The following is a 23,862-nucleotide window of genomic DNA, read 5'->3' on the forward strand; positions in this document are numbered from 1 at the left end:
TTAGGGGGCCGCGAGCAAAAGTACTACCCCCGATCGTCCCCCTCGACCGCGAACAGCCACTCGCTGGTCTGGCTGTAGGTCCCGACCGGGATGCCAGGCTGGGTCCGAATCGCCTCGAAAAACCGGTTCGAGATCACCTCTTCGACGACGCTGACGATCGAGTCGATCTCCTGTTCGTCGTCCGCGCTGGCGAGAATGCCGAGTTCGAGCTGGGCACCCGCCATGTCGGCGTGACCGCCCGCACTCCCGATCTGGTCGAACCCGTCCCGCAGCGTCTCGCCGAGGTCGACGGTCGGGTCCCGCGATCGCGCCGACAGGAACACCATCTCGTCCATGAACCCGAAGACGAGCGTCGTCTCGACGCCATCCATCGCGAGCAACTGATCGGCCGCCTGGGGCAAGGCATCGCGGTCGGTCATCCGACCCACGCTCGCGACCACGACGGTGTCGCGCTGTTCTCTGTTCTTGATCGCTCGCGCGATCGTCTCTAAGGTGTCACCCTCGACGGTCGGCTGTTCGATTCGGGCGAGGACGGCGGTATCGACGTGCGGCCAGAGCCGCGATGCGGCGTCGAAGTCCGCGGCGGATACTTCGCGGGTAAAATCGTTCGTGTCGACGCGAATGCCGTACAACAGCGCCGTCGCCGTCGCCTCGTCGAAGGGCACGCCGAACCGATCGAGGTACTCGGTCAGCATCGTACTTGTCGCGCCGACGTGCTCGCGGAGATCGACGAACTCGGCCGGCACCGGACCGCGAGGCGGATGGTGGTCGATGACGATATCGACGTGGAGTTCCTCGGGCAACTGGTCGTTGATTCCGGGTCGAGAGTGGTCGATCAGGGCGAACGCGGCGTAGGTCCCCAGCGAATCCGCCACGTCGAGCGTGTGTAAATCCAGTCCGAGCAGGTTCACCATCGCCCGATTCTCCTGGTGGGAAATCTCGCCGTAGTAACAGGCGTCGGCGGCGACGCCGACCGACTCCGCGATGTCGACCAGCGCAACCGCGCTCGCGATCGCGTCCGGGTCGGGGTTGTCGTGCATCACGACCGCCAGTCGGCCGTCGATCGTCTCGAGGTGCTGGCGGAGTTCGATCGCGGCCTCCGCAGGCCGACTCGCGGTTCCGTCGAGGACCCACTCGACCATCGCGTCTTCGGGATCGACCACGTGGTCGGCCAGATTGTGACACTCGCTTCGATCCGAATCGGTGGCGTTACCGCCCATATACACGACGATCGACGACGACGGAAACGCCCGCCGAGCGTGCTCGAGTGCGGTGCGGTTGACGTCAGTTCGATCACCGGCGACGAAGATTACGTCCGGCGGCTCGAGATTCGCGAGAACCGATCGGTCAGTCGGATCGTCACGGCGGGCCGGCACGCTCTCGTCGCGGAGGCTTTCGACAGTGCTCTCGTCGTCGTCGATCACCAGTAGTCGATCGTCGCCGGATGGCAACCGCTCGACCACCTGCCGACCGACGGTCCCACAGCCGAGCACCAGCCGGAAAACCATATGGCGGCTTGCGACTACGACGGGTAAAAACTACCGGGTCGACGGACGCGATTTCATACGGGCTGTTGTGATTCGGTACCGGTGATCGTCCGTCCGGGACAGCGATCACCGGTAACACGGTACACCGACCCGTTTCAGGCCAGAACGTTTGCCGCAGCCTCGAGTGCCGCGTCTGCGACCGGCCCGAAGCCAGGTAGGACGAGGACGGTCATCACGGCGGCGAAGACGATCGCCGCGTAGAGGCCGGTCGGCTGGGCGAGCGCGTCTCGCGTGGCGATCGGTTCCTCGATCCAGAGGGCCTTCACCAGCCGCGAGTAGTAGTACAGCGAGAGTGCGCTGTTGACCACCAATGCGGCGGCGACGGCCAGCATGGCACCACTCCCGATACCGATCGCGCCGGTGAACAGGAAGTACTTGCTGAAGAAGCCGCCAAACGGTGGGATACCCGCGAGGCTGAACATGAACACCGTCATCGCGACGCAGGCGATCGGGGCCCGGTTTGCGAGGCCGTTGTAGTCCGCGAAGGTGCGACCGACACCCCAGTGTTCGGCCAGCGCGACGAACAGGAACGCGCCCGTGTTCATGAATCCGTAGACCAGCAGGTGCATCATCGCTGCACCCATCACGAGCTCGCCGCCGCTGCCGGCCGTCAGACCGGCGAGGCCGATCAGCGCGTAGCCGGCGTGCCCGATCGAGGAGTAGGCGAGCATTCGCTTGACGGTGTCCTGGGTCGCCGCCGCGAAGTTGCCGACCGTCATCGTCACGATCGCGAGGATGACGAAGGCCCAGGTCCACTCGACGCCGATAACGGCCGTCGTCGCGTCGAGGGGGAACGCCGTGGTGAACACGCGGAAGGCGATCACGAAGCCGGCGGCCTTCGACGCCGAGGAGAGGAACGCGCTGATCGGCGCGGGCGCGCCCTCGTAGGCTTCGGGTGCCCAGAAGTGGAACGGAACGCTCGCGGTCTTGAACGCGAAGCCGCCGATGAGCATCAGGATGCCCAGCCCGAGGAGGCCGCCGTAGTCGTCGGTCTCGCCCGCGTTTACGGCGTCGGCGATCGCGTCGAGTTGCATGCTCCCGGTCGCGCCGTAGACGAGGCTGATCCCGTAGACGAAGATGGCCGAGGAGAGCGCGCCGATCAGGAAGTACTTCAGCCCGGCCTCGACGCTCCCGCGGTTGTCCTTTAAGATCGCGACGAGTGCGTACGACGGTAGACTCGCCAGTTCCAGTGCGATGAAGATCGTCACGAGGCTGTTTGCCGCGGCCATCGTCGCCATCCCGGTCGCTGCGAGTAGGACGAGCGAGTAGTACTCGGCCTGGTAGGTGTGATCTTGCAGATAGTCGTAGCTCGCAACCGAGACGAGCGCCGTCACGACCGCGATGACGATCATGAAGAACAGCGCCAGCTGATCGACGACCAGCTGGCCGTCGAACAGGTCGATGACGCCCCGACCCTCGAAACCAGGGGTTCCGACGCCCGCCGCCAGGAACCAGACGGCGACCGCGAGCGAAGTCAGCGAGCCGACCGCCGCAGTACCCGCAAGGAGTTCTCGGTTGGTCGATCGTGGATTGATGCTGTCGAAGACGAACAGCGCCATTGCCGTCCCGAGAAGTATCAAGACGGGTGCAAGCGCCGCCCACTCGGGCAGTTCAACCAGCGCCATTACAGTCCACCTCCGCGCTCGACGATGGGATCGATTGCATCGGTTATCATCTCGAAGATCAGCTCAGGGGCAACACCGAGTGCGATGATCAGTCCGAGCAGGACGAACATCGGCGCGACGTCGTGCAACGGCGCGTGGCCCACCTCGTAGTCGGTCTCGAGGTGGTACGGCCCGAAGACGGTCTGCTGGAGCGCAAAGAGCAGGTAGCCGGCGACGATGACGATGCCGAACATCGCCAGTCCCGTCGCCAACGGTGCGTACGGGAAGTCGGCACCGAACGAGCCGAAGAAGATGAAGTACTCGGCGGCGAAACCGGACATGAGCGGCAGCCCCATGTAGCCGAAGGCCCCAGCAACGAGGATGCCGACAGCGACGGGCATTCGATCGGCCATGCCGGACATGTCCGTCACCATCCGGGTGTGGGTCGCGTTGTAGATGACGCCGACGGCCATGAACATCAGTCCCGAGATGAGACCGTGACTGACCATCTGGAAGGTCGCACCGCCGACGCCGAACTGGGTGTAGGCGACAAGCCCGAGGATGACGTAGCCCATCGAGGAGACCGAGGAGTAGGCGACGATCCGCTTGAGATCGGTCTGGGCCAGCGCGAGCATCGCCCCGTAGATGACGCTTACCACCGCGATCGCGGCGATCGGAACGGCGTAGGCGTCGACCTGTGCGGGGAACATCGTGAAATTAAACCGGAGCAAGGCGTAGGTCCCCATCTTCAACAGGACGCCGGCGAGCAACACCGAGGCCGGTGTCGGTGCTTCGACGTGAGCGTCCGGGAGCCACGTGTGGAACGGGACGATCGGCACCTTCACCGCGAAGCCGATAAACATCGCGATGAACACTACCGAGGCGAGCGTCGTGCCACCGACGCCCATGAAGCCTTCAGGGCCGCCAGTGAGCATCGCCGTCGCGATTTCGGGGAGCGCAAAGCTCGTGACGGCGTCACCGAGGCCGAAGACGAGCGCGATGAACGCCCCGAACATCAACAGTGAGGCGACGTTCGTGTAGACGAAGAACTTGATCGCCGCGTACTTTCGGCGCGGGCCGCCCCAGATGCCGATCAGCAGGTACATCGGGATCAGCACCGCTTCCCAGAAAATGAACCAGACGAAGAAATCGAGCGCCGCGAAGACCCCGATCAGGTTCGCCTCGATGAAGAGGACGAGTCCGTAGAACTGGGACTCGCGTTCGTCGATCGGCGTCCACGAACTCACGATCGCGAGCGTACACAGGATCGTCGTCAGGACGACCAGCGGCAGGGAGATGCCGTCGAGTCCGACGAACCAGGAGATTGCGTAGTCACCAAACTGGATCCACTCGACCTGAGACTCGAAGGCGAGTTCGCCGTCGAGTAACGCGTTCCCGCTGCCGTCGAAGGCGGCGAATAGCCAGACGCTGAGCGCCGCGGGAACGAGGCTGATGGCGAAGGCCAGTTTACCGGCGATGCGATTCGGCGCGAGGAACGTGACGAGCGCGCCGACCAACGTCACAGCGATCAGTGCTTCGATCATCATAGGAACCACCCGCCGAGAAATCCGAGCACCAGCAGTAACAGGATAAATCCTGTCACCAGCAGTGCCGCGTAGTTCGTCACGATACCCGTCTGCAGTCGCTTCATCCGACTGCTACCGAACAGGCTCGCCGTCGAGGTGCCGTTGACGACGCCGTCGACGACGGTCTGGTCGAACCGATCGGCCGCGCGAGAAAGCGGGAGCGTCAGGCCTTCAGCGAGCCAGACCTGATACTCGTCCTGGTAGTAGTTCGCTCTCGCAACGTCCCCGAGGCGTCCGAGCCGTTCCGTGTGTGCGACGGGTTCTGGCACGTTGTAGAGCTTCCAGGCGAGGCCGGCACCGGAAAACGCAAGCAGCAGCGAGAGGCCCGCGGCGACGAGCACGGTCGTCTGCTCCGTTCCGATCGCGCCCGTCGCGTAGACGGCGTCGATCGATCCCGAGTAGGCCTCGTACGTCGTCCCCTCGACGCCGCCTTCGAGCCAGGATTCGAGGAACGTCACGTCGAGTCCGGCGAGTTTGTAGACGGGCGCGAGGTTGGCGAGGCCGGCGACCGTCGCCAGCGCGCCGAGCGTAAGGAGCGGGAGCTTGATGCTCCAGCCGACGCCGTGTGGGTCTTCGGCCGCTTCCGATCGCGGTTCGCCGTGGAAGGTCAGGAAGACCATCCGGAAGGTGTAGAAGCCGGTGAAGAAGACGGCGACCAGCCCCATCGCGTACGCCGCGAGGATAACCGGATCCTCGAGACCGACGATCAGGGCGTCGTAGAGGATCTCGTCTTTCGACCAGAAGCCGGAGAACGGGACGATCCCCGCGAGCGCGAGCGCGCCGGCGAGGAACGTGTAGTAGGTGACGGGGGCTTTCTCTTTCAGGCCGCCCATTTTCCACATGTCCTGTTCGTGGTGCATCAGGACGATGACGGACCCGGCACCGAGGAACAACAGCGCCTTGAAGAAGGCGTGGTTCATCAGGTGGAAGACCCCGGCGACGTAGCCGCCGACGCCCAGTCCGAGCATCATATAGCCGTACTGGCTGATCGTCGAGTACGCGAGCACCTGTTTGATGTCGTCTTTGACGACGCCCATCGTCGCCGCAAAGAGCGCGGTGAAGCCGCCGACGAACGCGATGATCGCGAGCGCCGTCGGGCTGAGCGCGTAGTAGCCGAACATCCGGGCGACGAGATAGACGCCGGCCGCGACCATCGTCGCGGCGTGGATGAGCGCGGAGACAGTGGTCGGACCCTCCATCGCGTCGGGCAGCCAGGTGTGCAGCGGGAACTGCGCCGACTTCCCGAGGACCCCACCCAGTACGAGGAGCGCCGTGATCGTCACCCAGGTCTGTGCGTCGAAGCCGAACAGCGTCGCGCCGTCCCCGATCGCCGCGTCAGCCGCCGCGACGAACGAATCGTCGCCGGCGAACTGGACCGTGCCGAAGGTGGCGGCGATCGCGATGACGCCGATCAGGAAGAAGTAGTCACCGAAGCGGGTGACGAGAAACGCCTTCTTGGCCGCCGACGGTGCGCTCCGCGTGCGGAACCAGAAGCCGATCAGCAGGAACGAACACAGCCCGACGAGTTCGAAGAACATGAACGCCATCAGCAGATTGTCCGCGTAGACGAACGCGAGCATGCTGAACGTAAAGAGACCGAGACCGGCGTAGTATCGTGGGAGGCCGGTCTCGCCCTCGGCGTTCATGTAGCCGAGACTGAAGACGTGGACGAGGAAGGCGACGAGCGAGACGATCACGAGCATCAGCGCGGCAAGCGGGTCGATCAGAATGCCGAACGTGAATTCGATCCCCTCGGGACCTGCGGCACTGGCCGCGTCGCCGGCCGCCCACTCGTAGAGCGTCGTTTGGTAGAACCCCTCGTCGCCGGTCGCGACGGCCCAGGCCATCACCAGCGAGAGCAGCAACGAGCCACCCGTCGCGACGATACCCGGAATCGCGCCCTTCTTCGGCAGGTAGTTGCCGAACGCGAGCGCGATGACGAACGCCGCGAGCGGGAACAGTGCGATCGCCGGAGCGTAACCGAATAGAGTTGATCCTGTCATCTTACCACCTCATCGTCGTCGGAACCGTGACGTCGACATCACGGAAGTTGCGATACAGTACCAGAATGATCCCGAGTCCCACGGCGACCTCGGCGGCGGCAAGTGCCATCACGAACAGCGCGAACACCTGCCCGGTGAGGTTACCGTGATAGAACGCGAAGGCGATCAGATTGAGCGCCGCCGCGTTCAGCATGAGTTCGACGGACATCAGGAACAACAGCGCGTTTCGACGCGTCAGGATGCCGAAGAGACCGATACAGAACAGCCCCATCGACAGCAGGACGTAGTACTCGATCGCGACGCTCATTTCGCGTCACCTCCTTCGCCGTCGTCTGTCCGCGCGTCGGCGTCGTCGCTGCCGTCTCTTTGCTCGTTACCGCCGTCGGTAAACGCCCGATCGGTCGACGGGTTCCCACCGGTTCCCGCGTCGCTACCCGTGCGCGTACTCGAGAGCGCGGCAACTGGTTCGCCCTCCGTTTCGCGTTTTGCGAGAACGAGCGAGGCGTCGAGTGCGGCGTCGAGGACGACCGCGATAAGAATGAACGAGACGAGAAACGGTTCGGTGCCGGGCACGCCGTCGCTGGCTTGCAGCGCCGCGAAGTCGAACATCGCGTAGCCGAGTGCCGACGTGATCGCTACGCTCTCGGGGAAGCCCTCCATCGCGTCGAAGCCGGTGTTCAACACGATCAGGGCCATCACGCCGAAGAGGCCAACGGCGAGGAGTCCGGGTGCCAGCGTCTGGCCGAGTCGGAGTTTCGGACCGTTCGTCATGCCTGTACCACCTCGTCCGTCTCCTCGCGCTGTGTCAGCATCACGGCGAACGTGATGAGGATGAGCACCCCGCCGACGTAGACGAGGATCTGCATCATGGCGACGAACTCCGCCGCCAGCATCACGTAGTGAACCGCGACGCTGACCAGTGCCACGCCCAGCATGAGCGCCGAGTGCCACGGGTCACGCAGGAGCACGACGCCCAGAGCGCTGGCGAGCGTGACGAACGCGAACAGCGCGAACGCGATCAGCTCGTATGTCATTGTTGTATCAATATGCCCGTTTGCCGGGACGGGCGACCCGTGTTACTGGTAATCGACCTCCCCGTCGCCCTCGCCGATCCACGCGCCCCGATCGGGTTCGCGGGATTCGAGCGGATCGATGTCCTTGTACCAGGGAACGGCCTTCAGCTGTTCTTTGTTGTAGACCAGGTCGTGTTTGGTATCGCCCGTAAACTCGAAGTTCTGAGTGAGGAGGATAGCGTCGACCGGACAGACTTCCTCACAGAGCCGACAGTAAATACACTGCCCGATGTGGAGGTTGTACTGTTCGCCGTTTCGCTTGTCGTCCATCACGATCTGGATCGTGTCGTTCGGACAGACGTTCTCACACTGGCGACACCAGATACACCGCTCCTGGCTGAACTTGTGGACGCCCCTGAATCGCGGCGAGACGTCCGGTGCGGTCTCCGGATACTCGACGGTGAACGTCGAGCCGTCCAGTGCGTGTTTCATCGTCGTCGCCATCGATTTGAGTAGTCCGATCATGCTATCAGCCCCACAATTACTGCGGTCAAGATCAAGTTCGCAAAGGAAAGGACGAGCAGTCCCTTCCAGCCGATCTCGATCAGCTGGTCGATCCTGACGCGTGGCACCGCCGATCGGAGCCACTGGGTCAGGAAGAATACCGCCCAGATCTTGATGATAAACCAGACGATTCCCGGCAAGACGGGACCGGCTGGTCCGCCGAGGAAGATCGTCGCGATGATCGCACCGCCGAGGAAGATGTGGAGGAACTCCCCGAGGTAGATCAACACGAAGTAGACCGAGGAGTACTCGGTCTGGTAGCCGGCGACGATCTCGGTCGGCGCTTCGGGCGTGTCGAAGGGGTTTCGGCCGACTTCAGCGAAGTTCGCGATCAGGAACACGACGAACGCGAACGGGTTGACGATCGCGAACCACGCGGGGATCGTCACGATTCCGAGATCGACGATCGTCTGTTGTTGAACGGCGACGATCTCGCTCATTTGCAACGAGCCAGCGAAGATCACGACCGACATCCCGGTGACGACGAGCGGAATCTCGTAGGCGACGTTCTGTGCGACCGCCCGCAGGCCGCCGAGCATCGAGTACTTGTTCGAGGAGGCGTAGCCGGCCATTACTAGGCCGATACTCGCGATCCCTGCGACCGCAAAGACGTAGGCTAGGCCGACCTCGGGGTCCGCGAGGTGGATCCCGCTTCCCATCGGAATCACGGCGAAGCCGAGCAGCGCCGACGACGCGACGACGATCGGCGCGAGGTCGTAGGCCGGCCGATCGGCACCTTCGGGGATAATCAACTCCTTCGAGAGGAGTCGAACGGAGTCGGCAACGATGATGAACAGGCCGGCCGGGCCGAGCCGGTTGACGGCGATTCGATCCGTGAACGCGGCAGTAATCTTTCGTTTCGCCCACGGTCCAGCGACGCCGGTCATCGCGAGCATCAGGTTACCGACGACGAACGCGGCCAGAAACGCGGCGAGCAACTCGCCGGCGAGGCCGAAGCCGTCGAGACCGGTGAGCTCCCCGATTCGGTCGGGGAGCAACACCGTCTCCTGCAACGGAACGATCGGTACCGTCGCGGACATACTAGCGGTCCACCTCCCCGAGAACGATATCGAGGCTGCCGAGCGAGGCGATCAGGTCCGGAATGTACTCGTCTTGAACCATCTCCTCGAGCGCCGAGAGGTTGTGGAAACACGGACTCCGGATTTTGAATCGGCCGGGTTTGTCGGTGCCGTCCGATCGGATGTAGATCCCGAGTTCGCCTTTCGCGGCCTCGACGGCCCGGTAAACTTCGGTGTCCGCGTCCGGCTTGAGCGTCCGCGGAACGTTGGACTGAATCTCGCGTTCGTCTTCGGGCCACTCCTCGAGCAAGTCGAGACACTGCTCGATGATCTTCGCGGACTCCTCGACTTCCTGCATCCGGACGAGGACGCGGCTGTAGTTGTCACAGCCGTCCTCGGTGACGACGTCCCAGTCGAGGTTCTCGTAGTAGCCGTAGGGATCGTCCCGGCGCAGGTCGTAGTCGACGCCCGAGCCGCGGGCGACGGGCCCTGTACAGCCGTACTGCTTGGCCACTTCGGGTTCCAGAATTCCGGTGTCGACACAGCGAACCTGGAAAATCTCGTTCGAGGTGACCATGTCGTTGTACTCGTCGACCTTTGCGGGCAGTTCGTCGAGGAAGTCCCGCGTCTTCTCGAAGAACTCCTCGCGGGGTTCGGGGAGGTCCCAGGCGAGCCCGCCCAGCCGGAAGTAGTTGAACATCAGCCGCTGGCCGGTGAGGTCCTCGAGAATGTCCTGGACGACCTCCCGATCGCGGAAGGCGTACTGGAAGACGGCGGTGAAGTCACCGTAGACGTCGAGACAGAACGTTCCGAGCGCGAGCATGTGTGCGGCGATCCGACAGAGTTCCGCCCCCATCGTCCGGATGATCTGGGCGTACTCGGGAACCTCGATATCCGCCAGATCCTCCGCCGCGCGGGCGTAGGCCCACTCGTTTAACAGGCCCGCCGAGACGTAGTCCCACCGATCGGGGTAGGGCATAATCTGGTGGCGGTAGGTGCCCTGCTGGCACATCTGCTCTTCACAGCGGTGGAGGTAGCCCACGTCGGGGTCGACATCGACGACGGTTTCGCCGTCCAGCACCGTCTTGACGTGGAGCACGCCGTGGGTCGCCGGATGGTGTGGGCCGATGTTGAGGAACATCGTGTCCGACTCGGCGTCGTGGTGGTCCGGCTGAATCGGATTCGCGTGCTCGGAGAGGGTCACGATCTGCGGCTTTTCTTGATCGTAGTCGAGCGAGAGCGGGTGACCCTGCCACGTCTCGGGCAGGAGAATTCGGCGCGGATCGGGATGGCCCTCGTAGTCGATCCCGATCAGATCGAACGCCTCGCGTTCGTGCCAGTCGGCCGTCCGGAAGACCGGTTCGGCGGTCTGGCTGACGGGTTCGTCGGTCGCCGTCGGAACGACGATCGAGACTTCCTGCGTTGGATCGGCGTACTTCTTCAGATGGTAGATCGATTCGTACCGATCCGGATACTGCTGGGCGGTCAGACAGGAAAGGTGGTCGAATCCGGCTTCGGTCTTGAGATCGGAGAGGACGTTCTGTACGTCGTCCGGCCGGATGACGAAGCCTGGCGCGTTCAGGTGATCGTCGCGTCCGAGCGCACGATCGCCAATCAGCGCAGCAAGGTCGTCTTCGGTCACGTCGACGGCTTCCTGCCGTCTCTCGAGTCCCGTGCTCATGGCGAATCAGCCCAGTTGTACCGCATGACGAGGTCGTCCTCGTCGATCTCGCTCGCGAGTTTCTGGACGAGTTCGTCGCGAGGCAGGTCGCCGAACTCCTCGAGTTCGTACGGCTTGACCACTACCGGCGACGTTTCGCCGTTCCGGATTCGCTCCTGAAGCTTCATGACCCCGTAGACGAGCGCTTCCGGCCGCGGTGGACAGCCGGGGACGTGGATGTCGATCGGGATGATCTCCTCGGCACCCTTCACGACGTTGTATCCCTCCTGAAACGGGCCGCCGGAGATCGTACACGACCCCATGCCGACGACGAATTTGGGTTCGGGCATCTGGTCGTACACCCGCTTCATGCGAGGGCCGAACTTCGAGACGATCGTTCCGGGGACGATCATCACGTCGGCCTGTCGGGGCGAAGCGCGGGGGACGCCGGCTCCGAATCGATCGAGGTCGTGTTTGATCGCGTACGTGTGAATCATCTCGATACTGCAGCAGGCAATCCCGAACTGCAGCATGAACATGGAGTTCCCGCGAACCCAGTTCATGAACTGGTCGAACTTCGTGAGGATGAACGGAGACGCGCCGAATGCCTCACGGAGTTTCGAGTTGAAGCGATCGTCGACGCCCTCGCCCATCCGCGACTCACGGGTGTCCGTCGACGGGGCGGTACTCTCGTAGATCTCCTGCCGTGGGTTGTCGCTACTCATTATCGATCAGCTCCGGAATCTAGTTGCCGAGGCGTTTGTGCCCACTGTACGGCACCGTTGCGCCACGCCCACGCGAGTCCGACAAGCAGGATGGCGACGAACAGCAACATCGGCCCGAGCGCGTGGAGCAGTCCGTACTCCTCGGCCGCGAGCGCATCCTGGTAGACGACCGCCCACGGGAACAGAAGGACGGTCTCGATGTCGAAGACGACGAACAGAAGCGCAACCATGTAGTACTGAATATTAAACCGGATGCGCGTCCCGCCGGTCGGCACCTCACCACTCTCGTAGGTGGCGCGTTTGCTCGTTTCGGGAACGGTGGGCCGCAGGAGATACGATACCGTCATCATCCCGAACGGTATCAACAGCCCCACGAGCGCCAGCATCCCGATGGCGATCCAATCATTCATCTCCGTAACGTTCGGAAGTTCAAACCGCACGCATATAAGGGTTGATTGTTCATTTTGCGGGTCAGAGACGGCCAACAGCGCCGCCTTCGATGATTTTGAATCTCCCTGAATTGTCACCGAGTCCCATATGCGATCGTGTCAACCACAGAGAGAACTGTAACACGAGTTTACCGCTCGACGAGTGTAGCGCCAGCCAGAAATAGTAAGCAATCCTACAGAATCGGATCGAAGCGCGAACGTTTCTCCTCGTGACTGGGCGACGAATTCGTCCGCAGATGCTGGGGCGCTTACCGTTCGGAAAACGCGTCCGTTCCGCGATCGTGCAGTTCCCGAGAGACGGTCCCGACTTCGATTCTGAGGTTCTCGTGATACGCGAGGAGCCGATCGCGAATCTCGTCGTGCTGTCTGGCGAGTATCTGGGCTGCGGATAATGCCGCGTTGAACGATTTCTCCGCGTCGACGGCCACCAGCGGTGCGCCGGTCGGCATCCCAATGACGCTGTCGACGGATTTTTCCTGAACCGGGACCCCGATGACCGGCAGCGGGTACGCGATCGCCGCCGTCATGTTCGGCAGATCGGCGGATTTCCCGCCCGCCCCGGCGATGAGTACCTCGAGTCCTCGATCTTCGGCGGTCTCGGCGTATGCCGTCATTAACTCCGGTGTCCGGTGGGCCGACGTGACGTAGGTCTCGAATGTAAACCGCGATTCGGGCGGGTTCTCGTAGTCGGTTTGTTCGGCGAAGCCGAGTTCATCGACGAAGGCGTCGTAAGCCCCACGGCGACGGCCGCCGGTGGACATCACCTCGAGGTCGGAGTCGCTGCCCATGACGATTCCCACGTCCGGGGTTTCCTCGGTCGGTCGGTCCTGTTCGGCTTCGCGGTGCAGTCGATCGATCAGCTCTGAAACGGTGTCACTCATTGGTCTGGCCTGGTATTCGCTCAGTCGTCCGTCAACGTCTTGGAATCTGTGCCGCCGCCCGACCCTGTGCGCTCACTGACAAACGTCACCGAATCCTCGAGTTCGCGTGCGGTTTCGAGCAGGTCGGTCGTCGATTCGTCGTCCTGTGCGGTCAGGGTGACGTGGCCCATCTTTCGGAGCGGGCGGACCTGTCGCTTACCGTACCAGTGAAGGTTCGCGCCGGGCGTCTCGAGGATTCGATCGACGCCGTCGAGTTCGGCTTTCTGCGGTTCCTCGACGTCGCCGAGGAGGTTCACCGAAACGGTCGGTGCACGGAGCGCCGTCGCGCCGAGAGGCCACCCGAGTACCGCACGGACGTGTTGCTCGAACTGCGAGGTCTGGGCCCCCTCGATCGACCAGTGCCCGGAGTTGTGCGGGCGCGGTGCGATCTCGTTGAGCAAAATGTCGCCGTCGGTGGTTTCAAACAGTTCGATGCCGTAAATGCCGCGGCCCTCCATCACCGCGAGAACATCCGCCGCGACATCGCGTGCCGTCGCTTTCACCGCGTCCCCCGAACCGGCTGGAACGATCGTCTCTCGCAAAATTTCGTCCTCGTGGACGTTTTCTCCGATCGGGAGGGTCGCGATCTCGTCGGCTCCCTTGGCCGCGATCACAGAAATCTCGCGCTCGAAGTCGACGAACGCCTCGACCATCGCGGGCCCCCCGATGGAGTCGAGGGCCTCCTCGGCGTCGGCTTTCGACTCGACCGGGACGTTTCCTCGACCGTCGTAGCCACCCGTACGGGCCTTGAGCATGACCGGCGCGCCGTAGTCGTCGATCGCCTCGCGGATATCGTCGGCAGCTTCGACCGGCCGGAACGGCGGGACCGGAATCCCCCCATCCCGGAGTTCGCGCTTCTGGACGAGCTTGTCGTGGATGGTTTCGAGCGTCGAGGGCTTCGGGTGAACCGGCGTTCCCGAGTCCGCACTGACACGATCGAGGACCTCCTGGTCGGCGAGTTCGATCTCGAACGTCAGCACGTCTGCACGCGCAGCGAGTTCCCGAATCCCCGCTTCGTCGTCGAAGTCGGCAACGATCTGATCGCGAACGACCGGCGCGGCCGGACAGTCCGGCGTCGGATCGAGCACGACGAGTTCGACCCCGAGCGGTGCTGCCGCCTCCGCCAGCATCCGCCCGAGTTGTCCGCCGCCGACGACCCCGATCGTCGGGCCTGGCGTCTCCAGCGTTGTCATTGCGCGCCGGTTGGCTTCGACTTCGTTTAAGCGTTCTCACTTTCGGTCACGATCGTGCGCAACGCTCGGTGGGCAACTCGACGCGGTGGGCACGATCGAGAACATCGCGGCCCCGATCGGTCCCATCAATCGCCGTAGGAACCGTCTCGCTGTCGACGCAATCGCACGAGAACGGTACCTCTTTTAGGGAGCCACACCACGGCACGCCTATGACCACGCTCGGACTGGTGGTCGCGGAATTCAACCGGCCGATCACCGAGCAGATGGAGCAGGCGGCCACGGAGGCCGCGAGTACCGCCGGAGCCGAGGTGTTCGACGTCGTTTCCGTCCCCGGCGTCTACGACGCGCCGCTGGCCGCCGATCGCCTCGCGCGCCGCGACCCGGTCGACGCGGTGGTCGTCATCGGCACGGTCATCACCGGTGATACGGACCACGACCAGGTCATCACGGACGCTGCCGCCCAGCGATTGGCCGACGTGAGCCTCGATCGCGATACGCCCGTCACGCTCGGCGTGACTGGTCCCGGAATGTCCGCCGCCGAAGCACGCGAGCGCGTCGAGAACGCCGCGAAAGCCGTCGATGGCGCACTCGATCTCGCCGACGAACTTCCCGACCCAGATCCAGACGCTGATTCACAATGACGATGGAATTTACCGATCGCCTGACCCGAGTCGAACCGTCCGCCACGCTGGCCATCTCCGCACTCGCCACCGAACTCGAAAACGACGGCGCAGACGTCGTGGACCTGAGCGTTGGCGAACCCGATTTCCCGACGCCCGAAAACATCGTTCAGGCCGGCCAGGACGCGATGGACGCCGGCCACACCGGCTACACCACATCCGCCGGCATTCTCGAGCTTCGTGAGGCAATCTCCGAAAAACTGGCCGACGACGGCCTCGATCACGGACCTGAGGAGATAATCGTTACGCCCGGCGCGAAGCAAGCCCTCTACGAGATCGTCCAGGCACTGATTCAGGATGATGACGAGGTCGTCCTTCTCGACCCTGCGTGGGTCTCTTATGAGGCCATGGTCAAGATGGCCGGCGGCGACCTCACCCGCGTCGACCTCTCGGCCCACGACTTCCAGCTCGAACCCGCACTCGACGACCTCGCTGACGCCGTTTCCGACGAGACGGAACTGTTGGTCGTCAACTCGCCGTCGAACCCCACGGGTGCCGTCTACTCCGACGCGGCCCTCGAAGGCGTCCGCGATCTGGCCGTCGAACACGACATCACCGTCATCTCCGACGAGATCTACAAGGAGATTACCTACGGCGTCGAGCCGACGAGTCTGGGAACCTTCGACGGAATGGCCGATCGCACCATCACGGTCAACGGTTTCTCGAAGGCCTACTCGATGACCGGCTGGCGTCTCGGCTACTTCGCGGGTCCTGAGGACCTGATCGAGCAGGCCGGCAAACTCCACAGCCACTCGGTCTCCTCGGCCGTCAACTTCGTCCAGCACGCGGGCATCGAAGCCCTCGAGAACACGGACGAGGCTGTCGAAGAAATGACCGCGGCGTTCAGCGAGCGGCGAGACCTCGTCGTCGACCTGCTGGACGACCACGGCGTCGACGTTGCCGTTCCGGAAGGCGCATTCTACATGATGCTCCCTGTAGATGAAGACGATCAGGCGTGGTGTGAAGGTGCGATCGAAGACGCCCACGTCGCGACCGTTCCGGGAAGCGCGTTCGGCACGCCCGGCTACGCCCGCATCTCCTACGCGGCGAGCGAGGACCGACTGAACGAAGGAATCGATCGACTGGCCGCCGAAGGCTACCTGTAGCCCGACAGGTCCGATCGGAATCGCAGACTCGAACGACGGAACGCGCGGTCATCGAGCTATTCTGTCCCCGTTCACGTATCGCTCCATCCTCGGTGGTGCTTCGTGTGATACTTACGATCGCGCGTCTCTGCTATTCAGCATTCCCGCAACGGTCGTGGCCTACACGCTCTTTTTCTCGCTGCTGGAATGCCACTCGGCCATCGAGGTCACGCTCGTAACGTACCTGGTTCCGATCGTCGCGACGACCGCCGGCTGGTCGCTGTTTGCTGAGCCGGTGACGGCGACGATGGTCGCTGGATTCCTGCTCATCCTCGTCGGCTTCGGCGTGCTCAAACGACGGGAGCTTCGCGCCGAACTTCGTCGGTCCGTCGACAGCACCTGAGACTGGGGGTTACGGCGGTTCCAGCGCACCTTCGTCTGGCGCTCACCGGACGATCGTCACCGGAACGGACGCCCGCCTGGTCACCGCCTCTGCGACGCTTCCGAGAAGCACCCGCGAGACGCCCTCGCGGCCGTGGCTTCCGATGACGATGCCGTCGACATCGTGGTCCTCGGCGTAGTCGACGATCACACGCTCGGGCCGGCCGGATTCGGTCACCGTCTCGAGCGTCGTCTCCGCGGGCGACGCGTCCTCGAATCGGTGGCGGGCCTCCTCGAGCAATTCCTCCCCGCGGCGTTCGATCTCTTCGTGGGTCTCTGACCCGAAGAAGCCGCCCTCCGGGTCGGCAAAGAGACCCTCGTCGGCCGCCGCCGAAAACAGGCCGTCGACCGGGTTGAGCGCGTGTAACGCGGTGATCTGTCCGCCGCCGTGGTGAGCGAGCGCGTACTCGAAGGCTTTCCAGGAGTGTTCCGAGCCGTCGATCGGGACGAGAACGTGGGCTGTCATGTTCGTGGTACGATCGAAGTCGATAAAAACCCCGACCCGGCAGACTGCCTGCAACGCACCTGTTCGTGCTCGTGACCAGCGGTCCTACCGGGTAGATGGTGTGGGATATCGGTTGCCTCGTCGCTGGTGACAGCGATCGATCGCGAGTGAGAGAGTAACTCGGACGCGGGTCGAAAAGTAACACTATTGTACCGACGAGCGAATAGTGCGAGTGCGAAGTCCCGTGGTGTAGTGGCCAATCATATGGGCCTTTGGAGCCCACGACGGCGGTTCGAATCCGCCCGGGACTACTTCTGCCGCGAGCGGCGAATGTCCTCGCGGATTCGGGCCCAGAGGACGAGAGGATTCGAGTCCTCGCGGTTCGAATCCGCCCGGCATTATATCCATTTGTACGAATCCTCTTTTTAAGGGGTTCATTGCCAGGAGTTGCTGGTGGTGACGCCGGACTCGAACAGTCTCTGTGGCGCGCGCCAGAGCCTCCGTTCCTGACTAGTGATGTGTGCGTGTGACGCGTCATTTTGACTGGAGACCGCCACTTCGTCTAGATTACTAGTCATTTTATGGTTGTAGCGTACACCCACAGTAGTATAAATACGAAGACGGGTCGCGTACATCCTCAAAACTGCATGTAAACGACCGACTGTTCGTTGATCGAGGACGTTCCGCTCCCCCTTCGTACGCGGTGATTGACTAGCGGTGGGTTCGACTGGTGTCACCGTGTGTTCGTCGAAGGGGATCGCTCGCCGTAGCCTGATTCGATTACCGTGAGTCACATCTATGTCGAGCCACTTGGCTTCGGCTCCAAACGGTATTGAGACGACGGGGGTCGATCGACCGTCGGGCCGCTGTGAACATTACGCCGGGATGCGATCGTCGAGAAACGCCGTGCTGGCCTCGTTGAACGCGTTGGGTCGATCCTGATTGACGAGGTGTGCTGCGCCGTCGATACTCAGCCAGGTCCCGTCGTCGACGGCTGTAGCGATCGCTCGCCCCTGCTGTTTGACGAGGGGTGCCTCGTGAGCGCCGTGAACGACGAGTGTCGGGGTCTCGACGTGGGTAAGTGCCGGTGGTTCGTACTGGTAAAGCGCGTCGAACACTTTGCGAAACTCGGCCCGTGAGAACGATCCGACGGCGTCGATCGCCTCCTCGCGAACGTCTCGGGAGAGCGCCAGCCAGGGGCCACCCGTGGTCACTCGAATCGAAGCGAGCATGGAGCGAAACGTCGTCCTGGGGCCCGTCACCGCGAGCGACGTCGACAGCGCGGGAAGCGGCGACAGCCACGGCTTTGTTCCCGCCGGCAACTCGACGGGAGGCATCGACTGTACTGCACCGCCCATAATCGCGCCCGTCGCTCGATCGGGGTGGCGAGCGAGGAACTCCTGGACGACCATCGATCCCAGCGAGAGTCCACAGAGAATCGGCCGCTCGATCGCGAGGTGATCGAGAAGTGCCTCCAGATCGTCGGTAAAGAGTTCGATGGAGTACCGGTCTGGATCGGTCGCACCAGTCTTCCCGTGGCCGCGAACGTCAGTGGTGACGACTCGGTAGTCGTCGCTGAAATGTACAACCTGTGGTGTCCAGGCCTGTCCGTTCATCCAGCCGCCGTGGACGAAGACGATCGGGTGGCCCTCGCCCGTCGTCTCGTACCAGAGTGTGCCGTTTTCGCGTGAGAGTGTACTCATCCGGTAACGATCCGGGCCGAAGGCGTATAGGATTCCGGGTTGCGCATCGGATACTGGGAGGGGAAGTCCAAACGAAGCGTCCGAACGGTGGGTCGATGGGCCGTGAGGTGTCCAGACGTTCGATCGATCGCTGCGATGAACCGGCCGCCGGAGCCGTAGTCGGTCGCCCGAGAGTTGGTCGAGCGGTTCCTACCGACTGTCCGCATCGCCCGCGACTTCGTCACCGCCGAGCCAGCGATCCCAGAACGATCGGAACTCGGAATCGTCTTCCGTGATTCGCTCCCACTGTGCGAGCCCGCGTTCCTCGCGAGTGCCCGGAATGGTGTTGTCGAGGACGATCGCTGCGAGCCCTCCGACGGCCATGCCTGTCGACCCGATAATGAAGATGGTGTCGACGATCGCCTGTGCCCCTGCTGCCAGCCAGACTGCCGCGGCGGTGCCGGCGAGCGCCCCCGACTCGAGCAGCGGTGCGATCGTCGCTTCCAGTGCGATCGCCTCGCGGAACGCGATTGTGTTCGCGAAGTTGGCCATGTACTCGGGAATCGCGAGGCCGACGAACAGCGCAAAGCCGACGACGAAGACGTTCCGCGACGACTCGAGGTCGACGTGTTTGAGCGTTCCCAGGCCGACGGCGACGATCTGGGCGAACATGGCGACGAAGAGGCCGCCGACGATCGGGTCGGGGATGGTCGCGATCAGCTGCCCGAAGTACCCGAGAAAGCCGAAGACGAACATTACGACGGCCCCGACCTGGACGACGTAGCGGGAGGCGACGCCGGTGAGGCCGATCGCGCCGATATTTTCGGAGTACGACGTCGAACCGCCGGTACCCATGATCCCGGCGAAGACGTTCATCAGACCCTCCATCCCGATACCGTGGTTGATCCGTCGCTCGCTCGGTGCGGCCGCACCGGTGAGGTTCGCGACGGCGTAGTAGTCGCCGATACTCTCGACGATCGAGGCGAGCACGCCGGCAATCATCCCGACGACGAACGCCGCGGTCACCTCGGGCATCCCCCACTGGAACGGGACGATCGGCAACACGAGCGGCGCGTCGGTGACCGATTCGAGAGAGATGTAGCCCGGATGGTCACCGCCGATCGTGCCTGTTACAGAGAGGACGACCGCGAGCAGCCAGGCGATGGCGATCGCGAGGACGACCGGGTAGAGTCGGAACGCCCTGTATTCGACGTCGAGATACTGAGAAAACAACACGATGAGGCCGAGCGTCAACCCGAGTAACAGCCAGCTCTGGTCGGTACCGGTCACCTGCGGGGCGTCGAAGAGCGCAAGCCCGATCAACGCGATCGTCGGCGCGATTACGACCGGAGAGAGGAACCGTCTGAGCTTTCCGACGAGTCCGAGATAGCCCAACGCGACCTGAACGGTTGCGGCGACGATGATCGCTCCTTGGAGCTGTACCAGTGCAGTCTGCCAGTCGCCTGTCGGTCCCGGAACGCCGCCTGCGGTAACGACCCCGACGATCGCCAGCGCCGGCGCGAGCATCGAGAACGGTGCGCCCTGGACGATCGGGTATCGGTTCCCGAACGTCGTCTGGGCGAGCGTCGCGATGCCGGAGACCACGAAGAAGGTGCCGACGAACCGCGCAGTCACGTCCGATGGCATCTCCATTGCACCCGCGAGCAACAGCGGGACGGCGATGTTCGCACCGACCATCGTCAGATAGTGCTGTACGCCGAGCACCGCTGACTCGCCAAGCGGCGGCCGGTCGTCGATCCCGTATTCGATCTCGTCACCGGCACCTGACGTACCGGCGTCCTCGTCCGTCATTTCTGGTCGGCTAATAACTGGCGATCCCGTTGATATGGATGTCGGTTCGACGGCGATCGTCGGGCCGGAATGGGTCAGGCGAACGGGGCTAAATTGCCACGCCTTAGGGCGAACAGACGATGATCGCTCCGGGTAAGTCACGCCATCGCACTGACGGCGGGCTGGTTCGACGCTATCGGCGGCTGAAAACGGGGCCAAAATGACAACTGAAACGAATTGTGCATCGATCGCACTATGCGCGGTTCTCGCTCGCTATCCGTGGTTCTCACTCACTCCGTTCACTCACGGGTCACTGCTCGCGGTTCCCGTTGGTCACCGCTCGCTATTCGAGGCGCCAGGCGCCTCGCTTCGCTCCCCGTTCGCTGGCCGTGGTTCTCACTCACTCCGTTCGTTCCGAACCACGCTCGTTCCGAACCACGCTCGTTCCGAACCACGCTCGTTCCGAACCACGCTCGTTCCGAACCACGCTCGTCTCGAACCACGCTCCCGTCGTGCAATCAGGTATGCATTGACAGTCAGTGGCCACCATAGCACGTCCACCGTATCTGTGGATCCGCATCGCTCCCACCGATCGGGAATCCGAACTACCCTTAGGACGCCAGCTCCCCAACGATTCCGTATGGTTCCCTCCTCCGAGCAGCGGTCACCGTTTGAGCGTCCGCCGACGACGTTCATGGACCACGAAGAACGGACAATAACGATCGGTGCGTACGACGGCGACGTCGAGCCGCTGGTCGAGATGTACGCACACTTCGACGCGGAATCGCGGTCTCAGGGGTTACCACCGCGGACCGAGTCTCGAATTAGGGAGTGGATCGAAGACCTACTCGAAGACGGGCTGAACGCTGTCGCCCGACACGGCGACGATATCGTCGGCCACGCGGTTTTGATTCCGTTCGACGGGACGGCCGAACTGGCGATTTTCGTCCGGTCTGCGTACCAGGCGGCGGGTATCGGAACGCACCTCATTCGGGGCTTGCTCGCCTACGGACACGAACACGGAATCGATCACGTCTGGCTGACCGTCTCGCGAACCAATCGCATCGCGATGAACCTTTACCGATCAGCCGGGTTCGAAACGACGGCGCGAAAGCGCGGCGAACACGAGATGGAACTGCAGCTTTGAGGGACGCGACGACGGCGAATCGGTGCAACCCCGGTCGTAAGACGGCTACACGATCGGTCGTTAACGGCGACGAGCGGTCGTCAGACGCATCAGAGAACGCCGTTCAGGCGTCTTCGACATCGATCGTCCAGGTTCCGTCCGCTTCGACGTTGAGCCAGGTGACACCATCCGCGGCGTACGATCGCGAACTGTCGAACGCGCCGGTCTGGTTGACCAGTTGTTCGCGACTCCCGCCGACGCCGTAGCCGTCGACGGTGAACGTTTCCGTACCGTCGTGGGTGACATCGAGGCTCAGATCGTCCTCGGCCCAGAGCGGGCCGACGAATCCCGATCCGGTGTCAGAGGCCTCGATCGGCGGGTCCGCGAGGTCGTCGGCGTGGATCGCGGGTTGGGCGAGATCGATCGTCCACTGGCCGTCTGCCTCGACGGAGAGTCGGTAGGTTCCCTCTCCGACGGTGACGATCGATTCGCCGCTCGCGTCTCCCGTGGCGGTCACCAGGCGTTCGTTGGCGACGGTGCCGTCGATCGGGACCACGTCGACGACGAACGGGCCGTCGCCGTCGTGTTCGAACGTGGCGGTGAGGATCCCGTCGTCGAGACGGAACTCGTCGGACTCGACCGCGCCCGATCGCTCGAAGGAGTAGGCCTGGCCCGAGTCGAGGATCTGCCCGGTCGGCCTGTTGTCGCTCTCGTCTTCGGTCTGGTCTCCGGTGGTATCTCGGGCGATCGAGCCGTCGACCAGATCGGAGGGCGTGATCACATCGAGGCCGCGGTGGTCGATGTGATCGAGCAGGTGTTCGAAGTCGTCGAGCGTCATGACGTCGCCCTCGGCGTCATCGTCGTCTACGATCCGGGGCACGCGGATGACGGTGAGTTGCTGGTACTGATCGCAGAGGTTGATGTGCCGGCGAACGCCGTTGTGGAGCGCCGGTCCCCAGATGACGGGCGTCATGTGCATCCCGGTCGGCGGCGCGCCGGTGGGACAACTGCCAAAGAGGAACCCCGTTTCGTGGAGGTCGCGGACGATCTCGTGCGTCGTCTCGGTCATCCGCCGCCACGCGGGAGCGAAGAAGTGGCGCGCGCCGTCCGGAAAGCCCTGATTTGCCAGCGAGTTGCGGGCGGTACCGATGACCGTCCGTTGTCGGTCCTCGGGTTGGTCGGTTAGGTCGCGCTCGCTACGCGGATACGAACAGATATCCCAGCCCCGATCGCGCAGTTCTCGCAACTCCCTCAGGTCCATCTGGCCCTGCCCCCCGATGCGTCCGGGATCGACCGGGACCGCACCGGCCCAGCCCCGTTGTTCGAGTCGCTGCGCTGCGATGTCGTAGTGCGATTCGTCTCCGCCGTAGAACGCGAGAATCGCCTTCCCGTTGTCGACCGCCTCGGTCCGCCGGAGGTCGTCGACGACGATCCGCGTCGGACCGTCGTCGGGACCGACGGCGACGATATTGAGCCGGGTTACGTCCGACCGGTCCGGTTCGCCTTCGGGCTTGTGTTCGTAGCCGCAATCGAGGCGGAACCAGCCGTCGAACTCCGCCGGGATCGTCCGGACCGTGTTGAGGCGCTCGCCGCGCGTCGGGGCGATGAACTCGACGACGAGTCGGTTCGCGGACTCCGGCTTGACCGCGATTGAGGTGTCCCACCCCTCGAGATCGAGACCGTCCGGAAAGAAGATACTCGCGCCGGCCGTTCGCTCGTCGCTCTCGATGACCGCCGCCTGCGTGCCGATTCGGGCCTCCTCCGGTGCGGCCTCGATCCGCCCGGTCTGGGCCTCCCACCGATCGAGATCCTCGAAGTCCGAGAGGAGTTCACCAGCGTCGATCGCGGGCCAGGTCGTCTCCCCGCCATTGCTCCCCACTCCGTCGACACCCGTCTCCCCACCGTTGGAATTACTTCCGTCGGAGTCGCCAAACTCCTCGCCCGAAAAGACCGTCGTACAGCCGGCAAGCGCGGCCGAGGTGGTCCCGAGCGCAGCCAGTGCGTGCCGTCTGGAAATCGTCTGTTTCATCCTGCTCGTCTCGTGTCCATCGAGGCATTTGGTGATGGATTTCTTAACTGAGGTTCGCCGTTCGGAACTCCGCGTTCTCCTCTGGAACGTTCGATCCATCGCTCGGAACGTGTTGATCGGTGGCGTGCGTACGATCTGAAACGCACTTAGCCACGTGTTAAACGCCGCTTCGCCGGGTCAGCGGGGCGAACTCGTCACGGAACCGATGCAGGTTCGCTCCATCCGACACTGTTCCAGTCCACTCGTGCGACGATACGCACCGATTTTACCAGATATTAATAATCACCCCCCTGCCCGCAC

General features: G+C 63.3%; 22 protein-coding genes and 1 tRNA gene. 5 read left to right on the forward strand and 18 right to left on the reverse strand.

What is annotated here, in order from left to right; all coding sequences use genetic code 11:
* Nucleotides 1–23: 23 nt before the first annotated feature.
* The 14 genes from AC6I6L_RS04400 to AC6I6L_RS04465 form a co-directional block, all read right to left on the reverse strand.
* On the reverse strand, nt 24–1,508 hold the full coding sequence (locus AC6I6L_RS04400) for a DHH family phosphoesterase (protein WP_497916491.1): 1,485 nt from the start codon (nt 1,506–1,508) through the stop codon (nt 24–26).
* A gap of 134 nt (nt 1,509–1,642) precedes the next feature.
* Nucleotides 1,643–3,172 carry an NADH-quinone oxidoreductase subunit N gene (locus AC6I6L_RS04405; RefSeq protein ID WP_497916492.1) on the reverse strand — a complete coding sequence of 510 codons (1,530 nt, stop codon included), beginning with the start codon at nt 3,170–3,172 and terminating at the stop codon, nt 1,643–1,645.
* Nucleotides 3,172–4,698 carry a complex I subunit 4 family protein gene (locus AC6I6L_RS04410; protein ID WP_497916493.1) on the reverse strand — a complete coding sequence of 509 codons (1,527 nt, stop codon included), beginning with the start codon at nt 4,696–4,698 and terminating at the stop codon, nt 3,172–3,174. The genes AC6I6L_RS04405 and AC6I6L_RS04410 overlap by 1 nt, the downstream gene beginning before the upstream one ends.
* Nucleotides 4,695–6,740 (reverse strand): NADH-quinone oxidoreductase subunit L, encoded by a 2,046-nt coding sequence (nuoL, locus tag AC6I6L_RS04415; RefSeq protein ID WP_497916494.1) that lies wholly within the window; start codon nt 6,738–6,740, stop codon nt 4,695–4,697. The genes AC6I6L_RS04410 and nuoL overlap by 4 nt, the downstream gene beginning before the upstream one ends.
* A 1-nt stretch (nt 6,741) precedes the next feature.
* The gene (nuoK, locus tag AC6I6L_RS04420; protein WP_497916495.1) at nt 6,742–7,047 is read right to left on the reverse strand and encodes an NADH-quinone oxidoreductase subunit NuoK; all 306 of its coding nucleotides are present in this window, start codon (nt 7,045–7,047) and stop codon (nt 6,742–6,744) included.
* Nucleotides 7,044–7,511, reverse strand: a complete 468-nt coding sequence (locus tag AC6I6L_RS04425; protein WP_497916496.1) for a hypothetical protein — start codon at nt 7,509–7,511, stop codon at nt 7,044–7,046. Before AC6I6L_RS04425 ends, nuoK begins: the two co-directional genes overlap by 4 nt.
* Complete coding sequence (locus tag AC6I6L_RS04430; RefSeq protein WP_497916497.1) at nt 7,508–7,774, reverse strand: NADH-quinone oxidoreductase subunit J; 267 nt, start codon at nt 7,772–7,774, stop codon at nt 7,508–7,510. The genes AC6I6L_RS04425 and AC6I6L_RS04430 overlap by 4 nt, the downstream gene beginning before the upstream one ends.
* 42 nt (nt 7,775–7,816) lie before the next feature.
* Nucleotides 7,817–8,278 carry a NuoI/complex I 23 kDa subunit family protein gene (locus AC6I6L_RS04435; RefSeq protein ID WP_497916498.1) on the reverse strand — a complete coding sequence of 154 codons (462 nt, stop codon included), beginning with the start codon at nt 8,276–8,278 and terminating at the stop codon, nt 7,817–7,819.
* Nucleotides 8,275–9,357 carry a complex I subunit 1/NuoH family protein gene (locus AC6I6L_RS04440; protein ID WP_497916499.1) on the reverse strand — a complete coding sequence of 361 codons (1,083 nt, stop codon included), beginning with the start codon at nt 9,355–9,357 and terminating at the stop codon, nt 8,275–8,277. The genes AC6I6L_RS04435 and AC6I6L_RS04440 overlap by 4 nt, the downstream gene beginning before the upstream one ends.
* A 1-nt stretch (nt 9,358) precedes the next feature.
* The gene (locus tag AC6I6L_RS04445; protein ID WP_497916500.1) at nt 9,359–11,017 is read right to left on the reverse strand and encodes an NADH-quinone oxidoreductase subunit D; all 1,659 of its coding nucleotides are present in this window, start codon (nt 11,015–11,017) and stop codon (nt 9,359–9,361) included.
* On the reverse strand, nt 11,014–11,721 hold the full coding sequence (locus tag AC6I6L_RS04450; RefSeq protein WP_497916501.1) for an NADH-quinone oxidoreductase subunit B: 708 nt from the start codon (nt 11,719–11,721) through the stop codon (nt 11,014–11,016). The genes AC6I6L_RS04445 and AC6I6L_RS04450 overlap by 4 nt, the downstream gene beginning before the upstream one ends.
* The gene (locus AC6I6L_RS04455; RefSeq protein ID WP_497916502.1) at nt 11,721–12,131 is read right to left on the reverse strand and encodes an NADH-quinone oxidoreductase subunit A; all 411 of its coding nucleotides are present in this window, start codon (nt 12,129–12,131) and stop codon (nt 11,721–11,723) included. The genes AC6I6L_RS04450 and AC6I6L_RS04455 overlap by 1 nt, the downstream gene beginning before the upstream one ends.
* A 287-nt stretch (nt 12,132–12,418) precedes the next feature.
* Nucleotides 12,419–13,051: an AIR carboxylase family protein gene (locus AC6I6L_RS04460; RefSeq protein ID WP_497916503.1), complete on the reverse strand. Its 633-nt coding sequence runs from the start codon at nt 13,049–13,051 to the stop codon at nt 12,419–12,421.
* Between the two features lie 20 nt (nt 13,052–13,071).
* Nucleotides 13,072–14,283: a 5-(carboxyamino)imidazole ribonucleotide synthase gene (locus AC6I6L_RS04465; protein WP_497916504.1), complete on the reverse strand. Its 1,212-nt coding sequence runs from the start codon at nt 14,281–14,283 to the stop codon at nt 13,072–13,074.
* Nucleotides 14,284–14,492: 209 nt separating this feature from the next.
* Between AC6I6L_RS04465 and ribH the strand changes: the two genes are divergently transcribed.
* The 3 genes from ribH (at nt 14,493) to AC6I6L_RS04480 (ending at nt 16,451) form a co-directional block, all read left to right on the forward strand.
* Complete coding sequence (gene ribH / locus AC6I6L_RS04470; protein WP_497916505.1) at nt 14,493–14,924, forward strand: 6,7-dimethyl-8-ribityllumazine synthase; 432 nt, start codon at nt 14,493–14,495, stop codon at nt 14,922–14,924.
* The gene (locus tag AC6I6L_RS04475) at nt 14,921–16,069 is read left to right on the forward strand and encodes a pyridoxal phosphate-dependent aminotransferase (RefSeq protein ID WP_497916506.1); all 1,149 of its coding nucleotides are present in this window, start codon (nt 14,921–14,923) and stop codon (nt 16,067–16,069) included. Before ribH ends, AC6I6L_RS04475 begins: the two co-directional genes overlap by 4 nt.
* A 127-nt stretch (nt 16,070–16,196) precedes the next feature.
* Entirely contained in the window at nt 16,197–16,451 is a 255-nt protein-coding gene (locus AC6I6L_RS04480; protein WP_497916846.1) for an EamA family transporter, read from the forward strand.
* Nucleotides 16,452–16,493: 42 nt separating this feature from the next.
* Here the strand turns inward: AC6I6L_RS04480 and AC6I6L_RS04485 are convergent, their stop codons facing one another.
* On the reverse strand, nt 16,494–16,955 hold the full coding sequence (locus AC6I6L_RS04485) for a universal stress protein (RefSeq protein WP_497916507.1): 462 nt from the start codon (nt 16,953–16,955) through the stop codon (nt 16,494–16,496).
* 217 nt (nt 16,956–17,172) lie between these two features.
* On the opposite strand from AC6I6L_RS04485, the gene AC6I6L_RS04490 reads away from it, so the two are divergent.
* Nucleotides 17,173–17,245, forward strand: a tRNA-Gln gene (locus AC6I6L_RS04490).
* Nucleotides 17,246–17,809: 564 nt separating this feature from the next.
* On the opposite strand, the gene AC6I6L_RS04495 is transcribed toward AC6I6L_RS04490, so the two are convergent.
* A complete protein-coding gene (locus AC6I6L_RS04495) occupies nt 17,810–18,637 on the reverse strand; it encodes an alpha/beta fold hydrolase (RefSeq protein ID WP_497916508.1) in 828 nt (275 codons plus the stop codon).
* A 189-nt stretch (nt 18,638–18,826) separates the two neighbouring features.
* A complete protein-coding gene (locus AC6I6L_RS04500; RefSeq protein WP_497916509.1) occupies nt 18,827–20,428 on the reverse strand; it encodes a uracil-xanthine permease family protein in 1,602 nt (533 codons plus the stop codon).
* A 619-nt stretch (nt 20,429–21,047) separates the two neighbouring features.
* Between AC6I6L_RS04500 and AC6I6L_RS04505 the strand changes: the two genes are divergently transcribed.
* Nucleotides 21,048–21,554, forward strand: coding sequence for a GNAT family N-acetyltransferase (locus AC6I6L_RS04505; protein ID WP_497916510.1), 507 nt, complete (start codon nt 21,048–21,050; stop codon nt 21,552–21,554).
* Nucleotides 21,555–21,657: 103 nt separating this feature from the next.
* Here AC6I6L_RS04505 and AC6I6L_RS04510 read toward each other — a convergent pair whose 3' ends face one another.
* Nucleotides 21,658–23,562, reverse strand: coding sequence for a polysaccharide deacetylase family protein (locus AC6I6L_RS04510; RefSeq protein WP_497916511.1), 1,905 nt, complete (start codon nt 23,560–23,562; stop codon nt 21,658–21,660).
* Between the last annotated feature and the right edge of the window lie 300 nt (nt 23,563–23,862).

The sequence above is a fragment of the Halosolutus sp. DAT137 genome (genome assembly GCF_059736405.1).